The organism is Microcoleus sp. B9-D4 (assembly GCF_036705105.1).
Lineage (GTDB): Bacteria > Cyanobacteriota > Cyanobacteriia > Cyanobacteriales > Microcoleaceae > Microcoleus.
Genome location: NZ_JAUBTS010000019.1, coordinates 79,573 through 101,606 on the forward strand (window position 1 = coordinate 79,573; position 22,034 = coordinate 101,606).

16 protein-coding genes are annotated in these 22,034 nt (G+C 46.4%); 10 read left to right on the forward strand and 6 right to left on the reverse strand.

Features of this window, described 5'->3' with window-relative positions:
- The 9 genes from QUB24_RS14105 to QUB24_RS14145 all read left to right on the forward strand — a co-directional run.
- Positions 1 to 1,191: calcium-binding protein (locus tag QUB24_RS14105; RefSeq protein ID WP_333153780.1), on the forward strand; the 1,191-nt coding region annotated here is incomplete at its 5' end.
- Between the two features lie 159 nt (positions 1,192 to 1,350).
- Positions 1,351 to 1,659, forward strand: coding sequence for a hypothetical protein (locus QUB24_RS14110; protein WP_333153781.1), 309 nt, complete (start codon positions 1,351 to 1,353; stop codon positions 1,657 to 1,659).
- A 173-nt stretch (positions 1,660 to 1,832) separates the two neighbouring features.
- Positions 1,833 to 2,786 carry a threo-3-hydroxy-L-aspartate ammonia-lyase gene (locus QUB24_RS14115; RefSeq protein ID WP_333153782.1) on the forward strand — a complete coding sequence of 318 codons (954 nt, stop codon included), beginning with the start codon at positions 1,833 to 1,835 and terminating at the stop codon, positions 2,784 to 2,786.
- Between the two features lie 119 nt (positions 2,787 to 2,905).
- Positions 2,906 to 6,133 carry a DUF499 domain-containing protein gene (locus tag QUB24_RS14120; RefSeq protein ID WP_333153783.1) on the forward strand — a complete coding sequence of 1,076 codons (3,228 nt, stop codon included), beginning with the start codon at positions 2,906 to 2,908 and terminating at the stop codon, positions 6,131 to 6,133.
- Positions 6,134 to 6,351: 218 nt separating this feature from the next.
- A complete protein-coding gene (locus tag QUB24_RS14125; protein ID WP_333153784.1) occupies positions 6,352 to 6,780 on the forward strand; it encodes a DUF7680 family protein in 429 nt (142 codons plus the stop codon).
- Between the two features lie 184 nt (positions 6,781 to 6,964).
- Positions 6,965 to 7,348 (forward strand): hypothetical protein, encoded by a 384-nt coding sequence (locus QUB24_RS14130; protein ID WP_333153785.1) that lies wholly within the window; start codon positions 6,965 to 6,967, stop codon positions 7,346 to 7,348.
- 368 nt (positions 7,349 to 7,716) lie between these two features.
- A complete protein-coding gene (locus QUB24_RS14135) occupies positions 7,717 to 10,491 on the forward strand; it encodes a DUF1156 domain-containing protein (RefSeq protein WP_333153786.1) in 2,775 nt (924 codons plus the stop codon).
- Between the two features lie 379 nt (positions 10,492 to 10,870).
- On the forward strand, positions 10,871 to 14,044 hold the full coding sequence (locus QUB24_RS14140; protein WP_333153787.1) for an SNF2-related protein: 3,174 nt from the start codon (positions 10,871 to 10,873) through the stop codon (positions 14,042 to 14,044).
- 142 nt (positions 14,045 to 14,186) lie between these two features.
- Complete coding sequence (locus QUB24_RS14145) at positions 14,187 to 14,492, forward strand: small RNA NsiR4-regulated ssr1528 family protein (protein ID WP_333153788.1); 306 nt, start codon at positions 14,187 to 14,189, stop codon at positions 14,490 to 14,492.
- 110 nt (positions 14,493 to 14,602) lie between these two features.
- Here the strand turns inward: QUB24_RS14145 and QUB24_RS14150 are convergent, their stop codons facing one another.
- The 6 genes from QUB24_RS14150 to deoC form a co-directional block, all read right to left on the reverse strand.
- Positions 14,603 to 15,514 (reverse strand): NAD(P)H-dependent glycerol-3-phosphate dehydrogenase, encoded by a 912-nt coding sequence (locus QUB24_RS14150; protein ID WP_333153789.1) that lies wholly within the window; start codon positions 15,512 to 15,514, stop codon positions 14,603 to 14,605.
- A 111-nt stretch (positions 15,515 to 15,625) separates the two neighbouring features.
- The gene (locus QUB24_RS14155) at positions 15,626 to 16,054 is read right to left on the reverse strand and encodes an NUDIX hydrolase (protein WP_333153790.1); all 429 of its coding nucleotides are present in this window, start codon (positions 16,052 to 16,054) and stop codon (positions 15,626 to 15,628) included.
- A gap of 90 nt (positions 16,055 to 16,144) precedes the next feature.
- The gene (locus tag QUB24_RS14160) at positions 16,145 to 17,371 is read right to left on the reverse strand and encodes a glycosyltransferase family 4 protein (RefSeq protein WP_333153791.1); all 1,227 of its coding nucleotides are present in this window, start codon (positions 17,369 to 17,371) and stop codon (positions 16,145 to 16,147) included.
- A 26-nt stretch (positions 17,372 to 17,397) separates the two neighbouring features.
- Positions 17,398 to 18,969, reverse strand: coding sequence for an MFS transporter (locus tag QUB24_RS14165; protein ID WP_333153792.1), 1,572 nt, complete (start codon positions 18,967 to 18,969; stop codon positions 17,398 to 17,400).
- Positions 18,970 to 19,200: 231 nt separating this feature from the next.
- On the reverse strand, positions 19,201 to 20,076 hold the full coding sequence (recO, locus tag QUB24_RS14170; protein WP_333153793.1) for a DNA repair protein RecO: 876 nt from the start codon (positions 20,074 to 20,076) through the stop codon (positions 19,201 to 19,203).
- Positions 20,077 to 20,574: 498 nt separating this feature from the next.
- On the reverse strand, positions 20,575 to 21,252 hold the full coding sequence (gene deoC, locus QUB24_RS14175) for a deoxyribose-phosphate aldolase (RefSeq protein ID WP_333153794.1): 678 nt from the start codon (positions 21,250 to 21,252) through the stop codon (positions 20,575 to 20,577).
- 346 nt (positions 21,253 to 21,598) lie between these two features.
- On the opposite strand from deoC, the gene QUB24_RS14180 reads away from it, so the two are divergent.
- On the forward strand, positions 21,599 to 21,961 hold the full coding sequence (locus tag QUB24_RS14180; protein WP_333153795.1) for a hypothetical protein: 363 nt from the start codon (positions 21,599 to 21,601) through the stop codon (positions 21,959 to 21,961).
- Positions 21,962 to 22,034: the final 73 nt, after the last annotated feature.

A 22,034-nucleotide genomic window follows, 5' to 3' on the forward strand; every position in this document is an offset into this window, starting at 1 on the left:
AGCGTCACTGGTACTGAGTTTGCTGACATCTTCAGCGGCGGCAGCGGTGCAGATATTCTGACTGGCGGTGCTGGTGCGGATCTGTTTGTTTACAAAGCAGAAGGCGAAGGCGGCGATAGGATTACTGACTTTACCTCTGGAAGTGACAAATTCGAGTTTAGCGCGAGCGCTTTCGGCAATTTGACGACGACTAACTTTGACGCTGTAAGTGGTTCAGCTCCGGACATTACTGGCAAAGAGTTAGTGATTTTCACAGGCAGAACTTATGCCACCATTCAGGAATTTAATGCAGAAGCTAAGGTTCTGGGCAATTCTACAACTGCTGCTTTCTACGCATTTACGAATGCGTCGAACGAAACGGTGTTGTATTTTGACTCGGACGGTACGACAGCCGGTGGTTCTAGTTCTACCTGGTTTGTTAATTTGGGTACGGCTGCTAGCAATCTGGGAACGGCGGACTTTGTATTTACAGGTACGATCGCACCTTCTGCGGGTGACACTCCTACCAACTCAGGCAGCGTTGCTGATTTAAATGCTGCTGGGAATACTTTCCCAACCGACTTTAACAATTTCGGTTCAGGTGCTGGCGGTTACAACTTCACCTCTCCTGTGTTATTTACCGGAGATGCGAGTGCTAACAGCGTCACTGGTACTGAGTTTGCTGACATCTTCAGCGGCGGTTCTGGTGCGGACATTTTCGACGGCGGTTTGGGTAACGACAGCATTTCCGGCGATGATGGTAATGACAGCCTCTTCGGCGGTGGCGGTAGCGATACTCTCAACGGCGGCATCGGGAATGACACTTTAATCGGTGGTGTGGGAACCAATGTTCTCAACGGCGGTGCTGGTGCGGATGTGTTTGTGTTCAGCGGAACTACTGCTGGCGGCGGGGATGTAATTACCAATTACAGCATTGCTGATGATGTAATTAACCTCGACAAAACTGGTTTTGCAGCGTTTACAACCGGAGGGACTTTGGCTTCGAGTTTCTACGCTTACAGCAGCACAGTGTCTGATGTAACTGTGTTTGAAGCAGATTTAACCGGGCCGTCCATCATGGCTATCTACGACGGTTTGTCTACTAAACTGTATTACGATAGCAACGGTTCTACGGTTGGCGGTAACAGTTTGTTTGCTACTGTCGATGTCAATTTGGGACCGACCGGTAATTCTGAATTGTTCTTGTTCTAAACGGCAAGAATCCTAATCGGGATATCGGGGGTACGGTTAGGGACACAGCATGGCTGTGTCCCTACAAGATACGGGTAAGGACACAGCCATGCTGTGTCCTTTTTTTGTAATTGTTTAACAATTTAGTCGCTATTTTTTGGGTAGGGAAATGGCATTGCCGTGTCCTCTTTTGCATTGTTGTCGATGGTTGGAGTCGATCGCACTCGCGAGGGCAATTTCACCATCCAATCCGGTTTATTTTACCCGTTATATCCATTCTGGTTGTATCGGAATGATTTAACCGCAGAGGACACAGAGGATACAGAGAAAGGGAAGAGAGAGATGAATAATTTCTATGCCAACGGATTTGATATTACCCAAAATCAGGACACGGCGCCGTGTCCTTTCCCTACAATTAATCGGGCGGTGGTTAAATTTGTATTCATTAATTCCTCTCCTGTGCAAGTACAAACGCCCTTTAATTTTTGATAGTAAATTGTCATAAGTTTGATTTTAGTCAACAGCTTTTTTAACCATTAAGCGCAACACCTAAGAATTTTTATTTTACAAAATATAATAAAAATTTATAATTTAATGGTAGGAGTGAAGCGGGCAATGCCCACCCTATAAATAGAGTCCTCGATCGCCCTAATCTAAAATCTATGAGTGCCCAAAATTCCTTGTCAGTCAGTTTCGCGGATGTGGAGGCGGCGGCAAATCGCTTGCAGGGCACCGCTTTCAAGACGCCGGTGCTGACTTCGGAAACTTTCAACAAACGCACAAATTCTCAGGTGTTTTTCAAGTGCGAGAACTTTCAGCGCACGGGTTCGTTTAAATTTCGGGGTGCTTGCAATGCTTTGATGCAGCTATCTGAAGCCGAAAAACGGCGGGGAGTGCTGACTTTTTCTTCGGGAAATCACGCGCAGGCGATCGCCCTTGCCGCACGGTTGCTACAAATTCCTGCTACTGTGGTGATGCCGGCAGACGCGCCCAAAGTCAAGCAGGAAGCGACTCGCGACTACGGTGCGGAAATTATTTTGTACGATCGCACTCAAGTTTCCCGCGAGGAATTAGCCACTAAAATTGGCGCAGAACGACACTTGACAATTATTCCTCCTTATGATTACGCGTGGGTGATTGCGGGACAAGGTACGGCGGCGTTGGAATTAATAGAAGAAGTTGGGGAGTTGGATTTGCTGTTAGTTTGTTGCGGTGGCGGGGGTTTGCTGTCGGGATGCGCGATCGCGACAAAAACTTTGTCTCCGCAGTGTAAAGTAATAGGAGTAGAACCGGAGCAAGCAGACGATGCGGCGCGATCGTTCCGCACGAAAACGCTACAAACTGTTACTAACCCGGATACGATTGCTGACGGTGCGCGCACGCCATCTTTGGGGAAATTAACCTTTCCTTTGGTGCTTCATTATGTTGATGATATGGCAACAGTTTCCGAAGAGGCAATTCGCAGTACAATGTTTTTTATGTGGGAACGGATGAAGATAGTTGTTGAACCGACTGGAGTGTTAGCAGCAGCGGCTTTGTTGTCAGGTGTTGTGAAAGCTGAAAATGCGAGAGTTGGGGTAATTGTCAGCGGGGGAAATGTCGATTTTAGTCATTAGTTATTGGATATCGGAATGATTTAACCGCAGAGAACGCAGAGAACACAGAGGGAGACGAGAGAGAGATGAATAATTCCGATGAAGTGCGGAATTGATATTATTAGTTAAGGAGCTTTGAGATGCTGCCATTAATCTTTGATACCTGCGTGCCCAGAGAGGAGATTTTATCGGGAGACTTGTCTCTAGATTTATTTGCAGCAAAATTGCGGCTGGTAGTCGAAGGAACTGCACCTCAAGTTTATCAAGATGCCAATAAATTTTTTGCCAATACCTTCGCAACTGATGGTATTAAAACCCTAATTCGGGAAGTTTTCAGCCGCTTGATGAAGCAAAGCGCCGGGGCGGGGGTGGTTCGTTTGGAAACGAGTTTTGGGGGCGGCAAAACTCACGATGAAATTGCACTCTGGCATATCTGCAAGCAAGGGCGAGAAATTGCCGGATTGGAACGCTTTACAGATATTAGCGTTATTCCCGATCGCCCGATCGCCGTTGCAGCCATCGACGGTCGAGATTTAGACCCAGAACAAGGAGTTTATCACTCGGACAGCGGCTTGACAACCTACACTCTTTGGGGCGAAATTGCTTACCAAATTGGCGGGATTTGTGGCTATCAGTTACTGCAAGGCAGCGATAAAAGCGGTGTCAGTCCCGGTACTTCGGTGTTAGAACGGTTGACGGGGGGACAGCCGACTGTGATTATTTTAGATGAAATTGCGCGGTATTTGCGATCGGCAAAAGCGAAACAAATTGGCAGAAGCGATTTAGCCGAACAAGTGGTAGCTTTTCTATTTTCCCTGATGGATTTGGCGGCAGCCTGCGATAATTTAGTATTGGTTTATTCCCTCGCCTCGACAGCAGATACTTTTGGGGAAGAAACGGCAGAATTGCAAGAAACGATGCGCGCTTCCGCAAGACAAGAACGGGTTTTGAGTCCTTCTACAGATATCGAAATTTACAACATCGTTAAACAGCGCGTGTTTGACAGAGTTAGCGAGGAAGCGGCGCAAAAAGTGGCATCGGAATATTTGGCGGCTTATCGCAATTGCCGCGTTAATTTGCCCGATGGGTGCAAAGATGCGTCATACTCAAAGGCGATCGCCCAAAGTTATCCGTTTCACCCGGAATTGTTCAATCTTCTTACTAAAAAAATTGCTTCTATTCCCGAATTCCAGAAGACGCGGGGCGCTTTGCGATTGTTCGCGCAAGTCGTGCGGCATTTGTGGGAAAATCGCGACGGTTGGATGCCGATGATTCACACGCATCACATTCCCATAGGGATGGATGGCGAAATTACTAACGATCTGACTTCTCGGTTGCAGCGATCGCCCCTGCGGAATGCGATCGGCGCTGATATCTACAATCCCGATGGTAGGCCGGCTTACGCACAATTGCAAGACGGGGAATGGATAGCAGCAGGAAAACCGCCGTTTTCTACTTGGGTAAGCAGAACAATATTTTTGCATTCTTTGACTCAGGGAAATTCTTCGGGTATTCGGCTGGCTGAGTTGAATTTGTCGCTGCTGACTCCGGGGGTTGACAGCGGTTTTGTCGATCGCGCTTTAGAAAGATTGACGAAGGTAGCTTGGTATTTAGACTTCGATCCGATCACATCTTTAGCCCGGTTTAAAGAAGAACCTTCGATTAATAAAATCATTACCGAAGAGAAAGAACAAGTTGGGAGGGGATTCGCGAAAGATGATTTGAGAATTCGTCGAGATAGCATTTTTGCCAAGAAATTCTTTACCTTAGTTTCTAATATCGAAAGTCCCGGAAATGTAGACGATAACCCGGATGATGTGGCGTTGTGCGCGATCGACTTTGACGATGCGATGGTGAATGCTTCTACCGACGCAGCGCCGGAATTAATTGAGAGAATTTTTAACAATAGCGGCGAATCGGGGAAGTTTCGCACCTACCGCAATCGCTTGTTATTTTTGGTGGCAAATCGGCTAGAATTAGAAAGCGCGATCGACAATGCCAGAGAATATAAAGCTATTCAAAATATTCTCAAAAGTCAGAACCGGCTGGCAGATTTATCGGGAAGCCAGCAGAAGCAATTGAAGGAACGGGAAGGCGCGAAAGATATAGCTGTGAGAGTATCTTTGACTAATGCTTACCGCCATTTATTTTATCCTTCAAATGACCAAGTAAAAGCACCGAAAGGATTGATGCACTACACTCTTTCCGCCCAGGATGCGAGTATGGTGAAAGGCAAAAACAACCAGCAAGACGTGATTCTTAAAGCCCTCAAAGATTGCGGCAAGATTCGCGCCGAAGAAGCTAAACCTTTCGCCCCGGCTTTTATCCTGCAAAAAGTGTGGCCTGCGGGGTTGGATAGTTGGACGACGAAGGCGCTGCGCGATGCTTTTGCTAAGGATTTGAGTTTGAATATTCTCCTTGATGCGGAAGTTTCGATGCTGCGGGAGACGATTCGCGAAGGTTTGAAAATGGGCAATTGGGATATGAAAGTCGGGGAGAGACTATTTATCAAAACCGATGATAGCGTGTTGACACTGCCGGAGACGATCGAATTTAGCGATCGCTTCTCCCTGTACAGACGCGGCATTCTCGAACCTCCAGCGCCCAAAGAAGTGGAACTCAGCGCCCAATTGATGCCGAGTACAGAAGCGGCAAAACCCGTGCGTGTCAGGTGGAAAGCGAAAGGAGCACTGACGGTTAGTTTGTATCAAAATGATAGTTTGGTGGCGGGAAATTTCCGCCCTTCCGATGAGTATGACGCCACCATTGTGAATAACACTATTTTTCGTGTGGTGGCCGATTACGGTAACGGTGAGACAGCAGAAAAAGCAACCAATGTCAATCTAAATCCTCAAGTTCCTAGCGTGCGAGATCCCAGGAATTCTGCTTATCTTGTAGAAACGCTACAGCCGAGTTTGTGGGATGCGAAACCGCCGATTATCGAACTCGACGGCACGATAAATGCGGTATTTGCGGGATTGGGCGATCGCATTAGCGACCACAAAGTGCAAGGCATCGAAGTGCTAGAATTGTCTGTGGATCAAGTAATGGATTATCGTAAATTGGGAACGGCAATTGCCCTATTGCAGCGGTGGCAACCGCAAATCGACCAAACCGCAACCATTCAAACCGGCGATCAATTTGTGCGGCTGGAATATCAAGGTCAAATGCGGGGATTTCAGAGCTTTTTCTCGACTATCAACAGTTTGTTGAACAGTCCCGACGCGCAAGCCGATGTTAGTTTGACACTCACCTTAGAATTCAAGCCAGCTTTGCCAGCAAATGCCTCGGATATTAGTAGTATAAAACAAACGCTCGATCGCAATCCAGTAGAGCGTCTAAATTTAATGGCAAGGGTCATATATTGAAACAGTTCGTATTTATCTGAGTCTAGATCCCCCTAAATCCCCCTTAAGAAGGGGGACTTTGAGTTACTTCCGGTCCCCCCCTTCTTAAGGGGGGCTAGGGGGGATCTAAGTTTAATTCTATTACCAACAATCTGTAACTACCTTTGAACTTAAGTTGATATCAATAAGCAGTGCCACGCCCCTAAAAACCTGGAATATGCTATAATTTTGATTATTTTATGCAAGAATTTCAATTACGAGTTTTGCCTTTACAAAATAACAATTTCGCATTAGAACTCTACCAATGTGCTTACAAGAAAGCCGGAGAGAAAAAACGTCCTGCTGCGAAAAAAATGGGGCGACTCAAAGGAAATGCTCTGGTTTTAGCCAGACAAACAATTTATGCAACTCTCAAAGCGAATAATTACGACCCTAAAAGTTTATCTCAGCAGCGACAAACTCCTTATATATTATCAGAAGAATCCGGCGTAAGTTTGGCGATTTTATTTCAATCGCTGCAACCGCTATCGAAAACCGAACGAATTGCGAATATTGCCGAGGGAATTATGGCGATGAGTAATGAAGAGGCACATTATTGGTTTGGAAAAATTGCCAATGGCAATCGTTCTAATGCTTTGAAAGCTTTGCGAATTTTATTGGGAGATTGATTCGATTTTACTAAAATCCTTGAGAAATCTCGTTTTTACGCTAAGTCTAGATCCCCCTAAATTCCCCTTAAGAAGGGGAGTAGGGGTTGACTTTGACTGCTTCCGGTCCCCCCCTTATTAAGGGGGGTTAGGGGGGATCTAGACTTCGATACAAACAAGCAAAATTTATTGGGAGATTAATCTGATGAAAGTTGCTGATTTGTCTAATGAAACTTTAGCCAAGATTAAAACAGTGCGGTGGGATCGGATTATTGAGAAGCATGAAGGGCCGGAGACATGGGAGTCGGAGTTTAGATACGGCGAACCTGAATTTATCGAAATTGAGGGGCGGTGGGTGTTATTGCCCGTTGAAGCATCTCGTCACCAAAATATCACGATTTTGCGGGCAATTTGGAGCGCGGATGGCAACTCGCTGACTCTGTTTCTTAAGAATACAACTTTTGATGATGATATGTTTGTATCGGGATATATGGCTGTGTGCGATCGCCCAAAAGGAGAAGAGTTTTTCTTGGCAGTATTGTACCACGAATGGTTTATCATTGAAAAGACGGAGGTATTTGAAAGTTGAGCGAGAAATTTTGGGATAATACCAATGCACATAGGAGTTGGGAATGAGTCCTTTTAGGGGCTGGCTAGGAGCCACAACCAGGAGATCCCCCCTAGCCCCCCTTAATAAGGGGGGGACAAGAGCATTCAAAGTCAACCCCTACTCCCCTTTAACTGGTTCCAAGGCTCTGCCTGGGAACCGATTTCTAGAGGCTCTGCCTCGCTTGTTTCTTGGAGAAATTGGAGGCAGAGCCTCCGAATCTGCGTTACCAGGCAGAGCCTGGAAACGAGTAGAATTAAATCTTTGTGGAACAGGCATCTTGCCTGTTCCTAAAAACAATAACCAACAACCAAAAAATCATGCGCCCTCACCTCTTCATCGAGAAAATCATGCCCGTAAATCTGCTCAACGAGCAGGTTTATTACGAACACGGCGGCAATCCATTTAAAGGATTGCATCGCTGGTATTCGCGCAAACCTTTATCGTTTTCTCGCGCTTCGGTTTTGGCGTCGATTTTACCCGCAGATATCTCTTTAGAAGAGTTTGAATATTTGCTGGGGTTGGAACCGGGGAAGGAAATTAAACTCTACAAAACTCCCCCGTCTTCGGTGCGAATTAAAAAGGTTCATGACTATTGCGAGAAGGTGTGGGGGAATCGCACGCCGACGATTTTAGATGCGTTTGCGGGTGGGGGAAGCATTCCGTTTGAGGCGGCGCGGTACGGGTTGAATGTGTTGGCGTCGGATCTCAATTCGGTGGCGGTGGTGACGATGAAGGCGGCGATGGAATATCCGCTGAAATTTGGCCCGGATTTGCAGGAGGATATTGATAAATGGGTGAAATGGGTGGGGGATGAAGCCGAGAAAAGATTAACGGAGTTTTTCCCATCTTTACCGGGGGAAACTGTGCAGAATTATTTGTGGGCTCATACGGTGGTTTGTCCGAGTTGTCAGTCGGTTGTGCCTTTGAGTCCGAATTGGTGGTTGAGTAAGACGAGTAATTATGCAGGCAAGGGAGAAATCAGAAAAGTTACGAGTGATTGGTATGCGGTGAAACCCATTCCCAACCCGGAACAGAAGCGGGTTGATTTTGAGTTAGTGAAGGGGAAGAAAGGCAAGGAAACGACGATTAAAACGGATGCGGGTGAGTACGATCCGAGTGTGCATAACACGATTAGCAGAGGTGTGGGGAAATGTCCCAATTGTGGGAGTGTGATTGAAAATGACTATATTTGTTCGCCAAGTCAAGACAGTAAACTAGGACATCAAATTTATGCAGTTGCTTATAAAAAAGGAAAAGGTAGTTTAGAGTTTACCACGCCCCGCGAATGTGATTTAGAAGGAGTCAGATTAGCTGAAAAAAAAATTGCGGAATTAATAACGGATTGGGAAGCATTAGATTTAATAAGTCATGCACCAACTCCTACTAATCCTCAATATTCGATGATTCGGAATTATGGGATTGTGGAATGGAATCAGTGCTTTAACTCTCGTCAGTTGCTAACGATTCTCACTTATGTAGAAATTATCAACGAAGCTAAGGTGCTGCTACAGGCTGAGTATCAATTAGAGAAAGTAGAGGCGATCGCGACTTATTTAGCTTTAGTATTAGATAGATGTGCTGATGCAAATTGTAGATTAGTAATTTTTAACGCGGCTAGAGCTTGTATCCAAAAAGCTTCTACACAACACGCTTTAAATTTAATGTGGAATTATCCAGAAGTTAATGGTGCTAATGAACTTTGGAAAGCGTGTCAGGAAGAAGGAGCCAGAGATTACACACCCCTTTGTAAGCTATTCGGCACAAAACCCCACTCAACCGGCTTACCCGGTATCGAAAAATACGACCCAAAAACCATCCAAATCAATTCCGCATCAGCCGATAGCCTCTACCACATACCCGACAATTCTGTCGATGCGATTATCACCGATCCGCCTTATTATGGAACCGTTCCTTATGCCGATCTTTCCGACTTTTTCTACGTCTGGATGAAGCGCACATTAGGCGATATTTTCCCCGATTTATTCTACTCAGAACTCACCGACAAAGATAGAGAAGCCGTCGCCAACCCGTCGCGCTTCCGCAACATGGGCACATCCCCGGAGGAACTCGCCAAACAAGATTACGAAGCAAAAATGGTGCTAGCTTTTAGCGAATATTACCGAGTTTTGCGCGATGACGGCGTGATGACAGTCCAATTCAACCATAAAGAATCCGGCGCGTGGGACGTACTCACAAAATCCCTCATCGATGCAGGTTTCGAGATTACCGCATCTTGGGCCGTCAGTACCGAAAACCCGCAAAACTTGCACCAAGCGCAGAAAAACTCCGTTTCCAGTACAGTTCTCCTCGTCTGTCGCAAACGCGATGCTAACGCCGCCCAAGCTTGGTGGGACGATTTGCGCCCGGAAGTCGCCAATCTCGTCGAACAACGCGCCCCAGAATTTGAAGCCAACGACATCAAAGGAATCGACCTTTATTTAAGCGCCTTTGGCCCGGCTTTAAATGTGTTCAGCCGTTCCTATCCCATCCTCGACAGCAGCGGCGAAGAAGTGCGCCCGGAAGTTGCATTTGCTGAAGCCAGAAAAGCCATTGCAAACTATCGCTTCCGCAAACTTGCACAAACCGATACCGCCGGATTTGACGCCCTGACACAGTGGTATTTCCTCGCGTGGGATGCCTTCGGCGCTGTCGAGTTCCCCTTCGATGAAGCGCGACAACTCGCCCTCGCCGTCGGCGGTTTCGATGTCGTAGATTTAGCAAAAAAATACAAACTGATTGACTCAGTTAGCGGCACTTGCAAACTTTTGACACCGAAACAGCGGCTGAAAAAAGGAGCTTTTTCGGTCAATCCGCAAGATTTTTCGATTACCTATTTAGTGGATGGATTGCACGCGATTATCGGTTTGTATCAGGAGGACGGAGATATTCAAATCGTGCGCGAGTTTATGAAAAAAACGGCTTTGACTGATAACGATAATTTCATGCGGGCGATAGAAGTGGCGCTGAAAGTGATTCCCCGGATTGGGGATGAGAAGAAACGGATACCGGAGGAGAAGGCTTTGTTGGATTTGTGGTTGGCGATGGATGAGATTAAGGCGAAGGTTGTTTATGAACAGATGGAAATTCAGTTTGAGGGACAGTTGAGTTTAGATTTTGGTTAGGTGGTTGAAAGAATCAGGGGACAAAAGGGATACGGCGTTGTGCTTATTGGTGTCAACTTAAGCTGTCAGTCCGCTAGTCCTCTCGCCAACCCGCCAGTCCGCCAGGGAATGAATTCCCTGTCTCAAAGCGAAAGTCCTCTGAAGAGGACTAATCGACATCTGCAGACAAGCCTGTAAAGGGCAAGCAGGATGTCTACCCCACAATAATTATTGAAGATGACTAATGAGTTTTTCAGTCCTCTTCAGAGGACTTTAGCTTTGAGGCAGGGGTTTCAACCCCTGTCGGACTATTGGTGGTACTTTAAGGCAGGGCAGCGTGTTTTCCGTTGCCATATTATCAATGGTTATAACAAATAACCAATAACAAATAACTAATAACATGAATTTAACAGATTATCCCTGGCGCATCAGCTATTCTAGCAACGAAAATAACCCGATCGCCGATTTCTACATTCCCGCGCTAGAATGTGCTCTACAGTACGATCGCAAATCCGGCTTTTTCAACAGCGCCATCCTCAGTAAAGTAGCGCAGGGATTGGGCGCAATGCTGCACAATCAAGGGCGGATGCGGTTAATCATGGGCTGTCAATTCAGCCCGCAAGACTTGCAAGCTATCCAACAAGGTTACGCCCTCCGAGATGCAGTTACCATCCGCCTCGATACCGATTTACAGCCGCCCAAAACCTTCGCCCAACTCAAACATTTTGAAATCCTCAGTTGGCTGATTCAAAACAGTTATCTCGATATTAAAATCGCCGTTCCCCTCAAATCTAACGGCTTACCAATAGATACTGAAAGTTTACTCGATCGCCAGCATATTTTTCACGAAAAAGTCGGCATTTTCACCGACTGTAACGGCGCACAATTAGCCTTTAGCGGTTCCAATAACGAATCTCTCAGCGGTTGGGAAAGCAACGTTGAATCTTTCCACGTTTATTGTGCTTGGGAAGGCGGCAGAGATGCAGAACGAGTTTCTGAAGAGATTTTTCGGTTTGAACAGTTGTGGAACAATTTATCGCCGAATGTGCGCGTTTTTGAAGTGCCGGAAGCGGTGAAAAATAAGCTGCTAAACTACGCGCCCAGCAGTAAACCTGTGTGGAATCGGGAGGAAGGTTCGGCAACGGATTTTGTAGCGGATGTAACGGATGAGGAAGGTTCGGCAACGGATTTTGTAGCGGATGTAGCGGATGTAACGGATGTTAGGAGTCGGGATTTAGGAGGAGTTGTTGGGGATTCTGAATTATTCCTAGATTATGCTAAATTTGAACCGCTTTTCAATTTGTACGCTTCGCCAAGTTGTCTCGATTATTGTTTGAAATCTATTCCGATCGCACCTTGGCCGCATCAGATTAAGATATTGCGTAGAGTGGCGGCAAATTTCCCGAAAAGTTTCTTAATTGCCGATGAAGTTGGATTGGGAAAAACCATCGAAACTGGGTTAATTCTGCGTTACTTACTCGTCAGCCAAAAAGTTAAGCGCGTGTTAATTTTAGCACCAGCCAGCATTCAGCCGCAATGGCACGAAGAATTGCGCGAAAAATTTAACTTGCACTTTTGGAGTTATAGCAAAGGTGAATTAAAAAATCCGCATGGGGAGAAAAGTCAGTCAGGGGAAGAAAATATTTGGAATTCCCAAAATCTCATTTTAGCATCATCTCATTTAGTCCGTCGGAGCGATCGCACAAAACAGCTTTTAGACGCGCAACCGTGGGATTTGGTGATTCTGGATGAAGCGCATCACGCCCGCCGCCAAAGCCCGCAAAACCGCAAGGAAACTCCGAATCGGTTGCTTGAGTTAATGCAGCAATTGAAAGAAAAAAGCCGATCGCTGTTATTATTATCCGCCACGCCCATGCAGATTGATGCGATCGAAGTTTTCGATTTATTGCAACTTCTCGGACTCCACGGACATTGGTCTTATGGTGAGAATTTCTGCAATTATTTTAGCACATTGTCGGAAAAGCCCGATCGCCAAAACTTGAATTTTTGGCAGCAGATGTCTGTGGATTACTTCCACCAAGGCGGTTCGCCCTGTACTCGGTTGCAGGAATATTTACAGAAGGGCGATCGGCTACTATATTATAAGTTGCGCGATGTCTGGGAAAAAAACCAGCGAGTCAACCCGAAACAAGTTGCTGAAGACACGGATTTTATCGCCGCTTCCCGCCAATATTTGACAGTGAATACTCCCCTCAAAGATTTGATGTTTCGCCACACCCGCGACACCTTGCGCCAATACTATCAGCGGGGATTGTTGGATCGCGATATTCCCCACCGCGCAGTCAGAGACAATGCGATTACATTAGAAAATAACCGCGAAGTGCCGCTTTATCTCGCCGTCAGCAATTACGTGCGCCACTTTTACAATCTAGCGCAAAAAGACAACCGCAAAGCGTTAGGATTTTTGATGACTCTTTACCGCAAACGCCTGACAAGTTCGTTTTATGCCATCCGCGAATCATTGCAGCGCCGCCTCGAAGGAATTAGCATTACTGAGGATGATTTTCAGGATTTAGATGATGCCGATGATGTGATTCTGGAAGGAATGGAATCTTATTTTGAACCAGCCGATCCTGAAGAAATTAAATATTTAGAAGATTTACTTTATCAATTTGAGAATACAGGCGAAGATAGCAAGCTTTCGCATTTTATCACAATTTTGCGTCAAGAACTAATCCAGCGCGAAAGTGCGATCGTCTTCACGCAGTACACCGACACAATGGACTATCTCAGAACTGCTTTACAACAATTATATGGTGCTCAGATTGCTTGCTATTCCGGGCGCGGCGGAGAATTGTATCAAAATGGCCAATGGCGAATTTTTCCGAAAGAACAAATCAAAACCAAATTCCGAGAAGGAATCATCAAAATTTTACTTTGTACCGAATCCGCATCAGAAGGGCTAAATTTGCAAACTTGCGGCGTTTTAATCAACTACGATATGCCTTGGAATCCCATGCGAGTCGAACAACGCATCGGCAGACTCGATCGCATCGGGCAGATTTATGATACCGTCAGAATACACAATTTTTACTATGACGGAACAGTTGAGGCGAAGGTTTACAAGAAATTGCGCGATCGCATCGATGCTTTTCAAACCGTTGTCGGCAATTTGCAACCGATTCTGGCAACAGTTCCCACTTTCATCGAACGGGCTGTGATGAGTGCAGATCCCGAAGAAGAGGGCGTTTTGTTGGGAGAGTTCGATCGCATTTTAGACGCGCCGCCTCCGGGCCCTGCCCTCGATGAAATGGTAGCGATGGATGTAGAATCAGACTTGCAAGAAATCCGTCAACCTCTGCAGCCGACTTCTCTGTTTCCTGAAACCATCGAAAATTTGTTTGTCAATTCTTTGATTTTAAAGCAAATTGGCGCTACATTCGATCGCTCTGAAAATCGCACTTGGCATCTTAACTATAAAAGTCGCGATTATTGTCTCACATTTTACCCGGATATTTTTGAGGAAAATGCTTCACTGCAATTGATGAGTTTTGGCAATCCGTTGTTTGAAGAAATGCTAAGTGCGATCGCCCTTGCGGCAAACTGTTCTTAATCGAACACTGTGGGGCGGACTGTTTAGCTTGTTTCACGAGTTTACCCTGTTTTGAGCTGTGCTAGAGTTTGGTGCTCAACTTTGACCCTTTTAGGACTAAACTACTTTTAATGACGATCGTCCTTTTTATTTAATTTGCACAATGTCTTCAGAAACAAACTCAGCGGCTCAATCTACAACTGGTGCAGATGCGATCGATGTTGCGATCGCCTCTGGAATCGACTTTGACGGTACTCCGATTCCGCAAGCAAAATTAGACCTGTACGAGCAAGTGATGGGATTAGAAGCCGGGAGACAGCGCAGTGGCGTGTCAAATACAATGCGATCGCGCATTGTCCGAATCGGTGTCAAACACATCGGACAAGAGGAACTCGATAAAATGCTGGTTGCGGCCAACTTTGCACCGTTGAAAGAGAAAGAAATTGCATTTTATTACGGCGGTAAATAGATCGTATTTATCCCGCTTTATTTCTTAGTCCGCGTAGGCGGACTTTGTTTGTGTAGTAGCGGTTTCAACCGCCGAATCATGAAGGGGATAGCGAACAATTTTTTGGGTTATTACTCCGGTTTTAAAGTGCGTTCCATCAGCGATAAAACGGCTTGTTCTGGAGTAATTTCCCCATTCAACAAGCGGTAAACTTGACGGGAAACGGGCACTTCTATCTCGCGTCGATTAGCTAAATCAATCAACACATTAGTAGTATTGACTCCTTCCGCAGTGCTCTGCAATTCGTGCAAAATTTGCTCTAAAGATTTGCCTTTAGCCAATCCGAAACCAACCCGATAATTGCGCGATAAAGAACTGTTGCAAGTAGCGAGTAAATCTCCCAAACCTGACAAACCGTAAAAAGTTTCTGCGCGAGCTCCCAAACGAACTCCCACCCGAATCATTTCCGGCAAAGCGCGAGTCAGCAAAGCAGATTTAGCATTAGTTCCTAATTGTAAACCGTCGCAAACACCAGCGGCGATCGCAAATACATTTTTCAAAGTTCCACCTAACTCAGTCCCCAGCGGGTCTTCATTCACATAAACCCGAAAAATATCGGAACTGTAAATATTTTGCACTTGCTTGGCCGCCACTAAATCCCAACTCGCCGCTACCGTTGCAGCCGGCAACCCCTGCTGAATTTCTTCCGAAAGATTAGGGCCGGAAAGTACCACAATTGAATTGTTAGGAAACGCATTTTGCCAAATTTGAGATGGAGTGCGCGTACTGGCGGGGTCTAAACCTTTGGTGACAGTAACTATAATTGTACTGGGACTTAACTCTAACGCAAGCAGTCGATCGACTGTTGCGCCCACCCCTTTCATCGAAACTGCCGAAACAACAACATCCGCACCTGTTATAACTGATTCTAGATTAACAGAACTGCTGCGCGACCACAAATTAACTCGATCGCCTTTTTTGCCTCCCAGATTTGCCAAGGCCGAACCCCAAGCACCTCCGCCTAATATTGTCAAGCTTGCCATAGAATTTAGTTTAATGAATTTAACCGCAGATTAACACAGATAAATCACCGATAAATCATAACAATTAATCTGCCTTAATCCGCGTGCATTTGCGGTTAAAAAATCCTCACCCTACAAACGCGGACGCAATCCATAATGACGGTAACGCCAATAATCTCGTAAAATGCGATCGTGATCGAAACACAATTCACGAGGAATCTGCCAAGATTCAAAAATTTGTAAACTTTTAGCATCGTCGGCGGCTTGAGGTTGGCCCGTTGCAGAAGCCAAAAATACAATACTGATAGTGTGTTCGCGGGCGTCGCGATTGGGGTCAGAATAAACGTAAAATTGCTCAATTAATTCTACATTCAAACTTGTTTCTTCTAAAGCTTCGCGTTTTGCCGCCGTTTCTACGGCTTCCCCGTAATCGACAAAACCGCCGGGAATTGCCCAGCCGTAGGGAATATTGCGGCGTTCGATGAGTATGATCGGCCGATGGGGGCGATCGGCTAATTCGATGATAATATCAACTGTAGGAGCGGGATTTCTATAAGTCATATGCGAAGGAAGAAGGAAGGCACGACACGAATTTTGACACGGATACACGGATTAATTTCAACGGGTTCGGAGTTCCTTCTTCCTGCTGAATTATGCTAAACCGCGAAGTGGCACCCGCTGCTTTTGCAAAACCTCTGCATAAAGCTTTTCCAACTCAGTAATATTCTGACTGAGAGTGTAACGCTCCATCGCTCGTTGGCGTGCTTTTTGACCAAGCAGCATTCCCAACTCAGGATGATCACAAAACAGCGGCAGCAAGGTTTGCAACTGACTTCGTACCCGCTGAGTGTTCAAAACTATCCCCGCGCCATCCTCCAAGGCCTCGCCGTCAGCACCGGCATCGGTTGCCAAACAAGCTAAACCGCAGGCCATCGCTTCTAGCAGCGACAGCGACAGTCCCTCCACCAAAGAAGGCAAAATAAATACGTCAGCACCCCGGAGAATTTCGATCCGGCGTTCCTCCTCGGCGACAAATCCGAGCCACACAATGCCATCATCTTCGCCGTAAAACAGTTGCAGCGAGGCGGCTAGGGGCCCGTCGCCTACGATCGCCAATACGTTCCCAGGGCCAAAATTACAGTGTTTCCAGGCCTTGAGCATCGACTCGACATTTTTCTCCTGGGCAATGCGGCCTTGGTAAACAAAAATTCGATCGGCCTTTAATTCCGACTTCAACCCCGAAGGCCCTGGAGAATATTTAACAGCATCCACGCCGTTGGGAATCACAGCCACCCGTTCCTGTGGCACTCCCAATTTCACCAATATATCCCGCTGAATCTGAGAAAAAACGATCGTCGAGTCGTAGTTCGCCAAAAACGGAGCGTACAGTTGATACATCAGGTGTTGGGTTCCCGATGTCAAATTCCGCAATTTGCGATCGAACGGCGGGTGAAAAGTCGCCACCAGAGGCAAATTCAATTCTTGACAAATTTCCGGCAGCAGAAAGTCTAAAGGCGAAAGCGTCAGGGAAGCGTGAACAACATCTGGTTTCAGCCGCCGCAGAGATTTCATCAGCACTGTGCGGGACTTGAGAGTGGGAATCGTATAAATTTGCGATTTGTAGTGACAGGGTAAAGAGACTTCGTTGCAACTGGCGGACGAAAGCGAAGTGGTATATGAGGTTTGAGTAATTCCCTTTCCCCATGAACCATTTGCCATACTCCACCCCGTATTGTTCCTGTCCAGTGAGTCCGCCTCTTGGGCAAAGTGCAGGAAACTGACCTGGTATCCCCGGTCTAATAGTGCGTTGGTGACTTCCCTGGAGTAAGTGACGTTACCGCAAAAAGGTGATTTTTTTCCTAGCCAAGCGATGTGCATTCCAGTAAATCAGAGTTTGTTATTTTTTAGATTCGATCGACTTTGCTATTACTGCTACGGAAAATATACCAGGTTAAGACACCCCCAGCCATCGCTAATCCTGCTAAGGCCAAAAATACTGTCGGCAAACCCAGAAATGTTTCTGCTACCCCGGCCAAAGCCAACGGTAAACTCAAAGCGATATTAGTGGCATTGTTTTGCAGCCCGAAGACTTTTCCCCGCATTTCTTCTGGGGTTTCTGCTTGAATTGTAGTCTGCATCGGCACTCCCACCAATGAGGCAAATAAACCCAACAGGGTAATGAACAGCACCGACAGCCACAAATGCTGTGTAAATGCAGAAAGGGCCATCAGAGCAAGTGCCATCCCAATCGAGCCGATTAAACTCAGTTGGGAGTGAGAAAATTTGTGGCCGAGATAGCCAACTGTCGTCGCCCCAGCAGCCATGCCAACGCCTACCGCCGCCAGCAAAAAGCCAAATTGTGATGCTTTCATACCGGGGAGGATTTCTGCCAGCCGAACTGCTAGAACTGCTAAGGCTGCAAAAATGGAAAATAGAATAATTAGTTGAATTAAAGCATTGCGGACTTTCGGTTGATCGTTGATGTAACGCAGGCCATCTCGCAAATCTGCTAAGGGGTGGGGCGGTTCGTGTTCGACTTCGTTTTTTTCGCCTGTTTGCATCGACAGCAACAGCACTCCGGCGAAGGCGTAACTTCCGCCTACTACTAATTCTTTGCCGATGCCGAGTCCGCCGCCGAGGTTTGAAAATAGAGTGTCGGCTAAAGCTAGTAAGGGTTCTCCGACTGCGAAGCCAATAATCACCGAACCCATCATGGTTGTGGTGTAGAGGGAGTTTGCTGATAGCAGGTGGCGGCGTTCCACAATTAGGGGAATCACTGACTGTTCTGCAGGGGCGAAAAATTGAGTTAGAGTCGAAACGAGGAATGTCACTAGCAGCAGCAAGCAGAATCCGAGTGGCAGTTGACCAAGTTCCCACCCATCAGAGAGCCACAGCAGCACGGGCAAGGTTAAAACAAAGCCTCCCCGCAGCAGGTTTGTGGCGACGAGCACTGCTTTTTTCGACCACCTATCGACATACACGCCTGCTGCAGCCCCGAACAGCACTGCGGGAATGGTAAAGGCGATCATGATTGCTGATACCCACCTACTGATGGTTTGATCGGGCGCTTGAAAGCGGCTGGCTACGAGGGCGATCGTCAGTACGAGATAAACTTTATCTGCTAGTTGGGAAAAAACTTGCCCACTCCACAATGCTAGAAAATTTGGGTTTTTGAGCACTGGCAGAAATCCCGTTTGTTTTTCGGGAATTTCGGCTACTGCTTCGGAGAGTTCTGCTGCTGGCTCTGGTGTGGGAACCGGGGGGATTGCTTCGGGCTGTGGGCTATTGCCGTTGTTCCAGTCTGGTGCTGGAGTTGTGGGGTATTTATCCATTTCTGGGTCTGGGACGTTGCTCCATTGTCGATCGGCCAAGAGGGGATAAGAGTCAAACTCTGGAAAATTTTCTCGTTCTTCCATTTTGTGGTGGGTCACAGCTAACACAGATATTCTCAAATCAGAATCAGACAGTCGCATCATAGGATTTGGGGTGGATGGCCTGGGATGGTGCAGGTTGGGGGGATGGGAATTTGAAATTGAGGTGTTAACCCCTAAGTTTATTAATAATCTCGTAACTTTATCTCTATCTATTATCTGATGTCGCAACAACCTTGAAAATTTACCTGAAATGGCAGGCAGGTTCGGGTATCCGGCAGGCTGGGGGTGCGATGTACGATCGCCCCTTCACCTATTTAAATCAACACTCAAAATTTAAAACTCAAAACTCTCTAGGTAGGTGTCGATCGAGCTTCCCGATCGAATCGTGCAACCTAAATGATACTGGGCATATTGTCGCAAAATATTTTCGACAGATACCCAAGTTGTTCGATCGGCAATCCCCTCTCCTAGTTCTGGACTAGCCAACTGTTGCAGCGCTGCTAATTCCTTAGCATTAATCTCGAAATTTGTCAAGTGTTTGCTGCCATTCGTTTGCCGGGAACGGGAGGCGGATTTGTACAAGCTACCGTTTTCTGAAGAGAGTTCTGCCTCTAGGTTAGCTAGCTCGGACAAGCTGAAGGTTCCCCCAGAGGGTATACTAAACCCGGTTTGCCAGTTCGGATCGGTGAAATTTGGGATGAGCGGCCCTCTGGTGGCGCAGCAAACTTGGACTTGGGGCGCGAGGCCTGCTAAGGCTAGCAAGTGAAAAATGCCGTGGGCGAGGTGAGCAATCAGTACGGCGGCGGATTGGATTTCTGTGCGATCGGACAAACGCTCCAAACGGCTCAAATGTTCGCCCAGCAACCAAAAGAGTTCTTCTTGGGGCTCATCGGAAAGGGCACTGGCGATCGCCAATTCGGCCAGATATTGCGCCGCTGCGAGTTTTCCGAGGTTGCGGCTCAAACCCGGATGGGATTCTACGGTGTTGGCTTGGGTAATTTTGTCGAGCGATCGGCCTTTGGCAATTAGCAATTCGTTGACAACAAATAATTCGCTTCTACCGCCAATGGTCGATCGTTGTTTGCGAACACCCGGTGCTACGGCTCGAATTAAGCCGAATTCCCGCGTCAAAACTGTCAGCACTCGATCGGATTCGCCGATGGGTGCACTCTTGAGATTGATTCCAGTTGCTTTGTAAGTTCGAGTCACTCGATTTTAGATTTTAGATTTTAGATTTTAGATTTACAAGGACAGTAGCAAAAACAGTCCGCGACGCAGAACTTTTATTAGATACTCGTTACCAGGCAGAGCCTGGTAACGCAGATCCGGAGGCTCTGCCTCCTAATCCCAGCCGAGGCAGAGCCTCTAAATATGGGTTCCAAGGCTCTGCCTGGGAACCAGTTAAAACTATATTTCTTTTGAGATTCTTTTTGCTAATTGATAAACTTGTAGCTGTGGGAAGTTCTCCCTATTAACTCCTTGAAACAATTGATGATAAACAATTGATTAATGACCAATGAATACAAATCATATCATTTCCGGTAACACTCATACATGATGTTGACGGTTGACTGTTGACTGTTGACGCCGTGAACTGTGAACAGTGAACTGTGAACTGTGAACTGGAATTTACTATTCCGATGCTAACGGATTTGATATCAACAGTTAACAGCCAACAGTCAACAGTTAACTGTCAACTGTCAACTGTCAACGATTGTCTAAATTATCGCGCTGGCGGATTAATTCCGGGCCACGAGAAGTCCCCAAACGAGTTGCCCCAGCTACTACCAAATCTAGAGCTTGTTCGTGAGTACGAATTCCGCCAGCCGCTTTAATCCCAATCCGTCCCTTCGTAACTTCCTTCAGCAGTCGCACATCGTCAACTTTCGCCGGGCCAAAAAAGCCAGTGTTGGTTTTGATGTAGGCGGCGCCGGCTTCCATACAAATCTCCGCCGCTAATTGTTTTTCGGCATCGGAAAGGAGGGAACTTTCGATAATTGCTTTAATGGTGAGATTAGTTTCTTCGCAAATTTGGGCTAATTCCCGGTGGAATTCGTCGATTCTTCCAGCTTTCAACAATCCTAAGTTAACGGAGACATCTAACTCTACGGCTCCATTATCTGCTGCTTCTAGAGCTTCGTAAACTTTCACCGTTGAAGTCGAAGCACCGGTGGGAAAACCTATAACTGTACAGACTTTGGGACGTTTGCCGTGCAGCAGCTCAACTGCTTGCCGGACGTAGGCGGGATACACGCAAACTGTGACAAAGCCAAATCTCTCTGCTTGTTGGCAACAATGTTCTACTTGCTCTGGCGTGGCGGTGGGGTCGATCAGGCCGTAGTCGATCAAGGGGGCAATATCGATGTCTGCCTGGTTTGCAGCCATTATTTTTTTTCTCCGAAGTAACTACTTTATTAAGTATGTATCGAATTTACCAATCTAAAATCTAAAATCTAAAATCTAAAATCGATTGATTTTACTCCGGCCCCGATCAATCACAAATACTCAATTCGCTGCTCGTAAAAACTCTTGTGGGGATTGGTAAACAATTTTTTTTAATAAAATATATTTTTGTATCTGCCTTTAGATACATTTTTGATCTTTCTTTAGGTATACTTTGTTAAAAGGACTTACGGTAGAGCCTGCGTCAGCTACGCTAGGGCAGAGCCTGGTAGCGGCTACTGTTTTTACTTTTAGTAGTGCTTTAAAAACATAAAAGCCAGTGCCAAGCATGAATCATTTAGAACTCGAACAAGAAATTGGGAAGATGGCTAGAGCGATGATGACTCGCAATAGCTTAATTGGTAAGGATTTGATTGCGGATCTCAGAGGGCGGCTGTCTGTTGACAGTGTAGCTGCTTTGATGATTGTCAGTATTGAGCGTTTGATTTGGTATGACTGCGAGTCCGTGATCTGGAGTTTGAGTTATTTGATTCCTGCTGACGTGATGGAAGAAATTCGCCGGATTACTGCGCTGATTGTTTGCCAGCGGTTGATGGGCAAGGGTTTTGTGCTGGGCAAAGATTTTAGTATTGATGCAACAGGCCAGTTGATGTTGAGTGAGAATGCTAAAACAGCGGTTGTGGTTGCTTGAATTGGGCAACCAGAAGTAGAAGCTATTAGCACTAGGAGATTTGCAGTTAGACTTGGGGCGCCCTAGGACTTTT

Coding starts and splice junctions, on each gene's coding strand:
- QUB24_RS14115 (WP_333153782.1), top strand. CDS start 1,833: ATGAGTGCCCAAAATTCCTTGTCAGTCAGTTTCGCGGATGTGGAGGCG.
- QUB24_RS14120 (WP_333153783.1), top strand. CDS start 2,906: ATGCTGCCATTAATCTTTGATACCTGCGTGCCCAGAGAGGAGATTTTA.
- QUB24_RS14125 (WP_333153784.1), top strand. CDS start 6,352: ATGCAAGAATTTCAATTACGAGTTTTGCCTTTACAAAATAACAATTTC.
- QUB24_RS14130 (WP_333153785.1), top strand. CDS start 6,965: ATGAAAGTTGCTGATTTGTCTAATGAAACTTTAGCCAAGATTAAAACA.
- QUB24_RS14135 (WP_333153786.1), top strand. CDS start 7,717: ATGCCCGTAAATCTGCTCAACGAGCAGGTTTATTACGAACACGGCGGC.
- QUB24_RS14140 (WP_333153787.1), top strand. CDS start 10,871: ATGAATTTAACAGATTATCCCTGGCGCATCAGCTATTCTAGCAACGAA.
- QUB24_RS14145 (WP_333153788.1), top strand. CDS start 14,187: ATGTCTTCAGAAACAAACTCAGCGGCTCAATCTACAACTGGTGCAGAT.
- QUB24_RS14150 (WP_333153789.1), bottom strand. CDS start 15,514: ATGGCAAGCTTGACAATATTAGGCGGAGGTGCTTGGGGTTCGGCCTTG.
- QUB24_RS14155 (WP_333153790.1), bottom strand. CDS start 16,054: ATGACTTATAGAAATCCCGCTCCTACAGTTGATATTATCATCGAATTA.
- QUB24_RS14160 (WP_333153791.1), bottom strand. CDS start 17,371: ATGCACATCGCTTGGCTAGGAAAAAAATCACCTTTTTGCGGTAACGTC.
- QUB24_RS14165 (WP_333153792.1), bottom strand. CDS start 18,969: ATGATGCGACTGTCTGATTCTGATTTGAGAATATCTGTGTTAGCTGTG.
- deoC (WP_333153794.1), bottom strand. CDS start 21,252: ATGGCTGCAAACCAGGCAGACATCGATATTGCCCCCTTGATCGACTAC.
- QUB24_RS14180 (WP_333153795.1), top strand. CDS start 21,599: ATGAATCATTTAGAACTCGAACAAGAAATTGGGAAGATGGCTAGAGCG.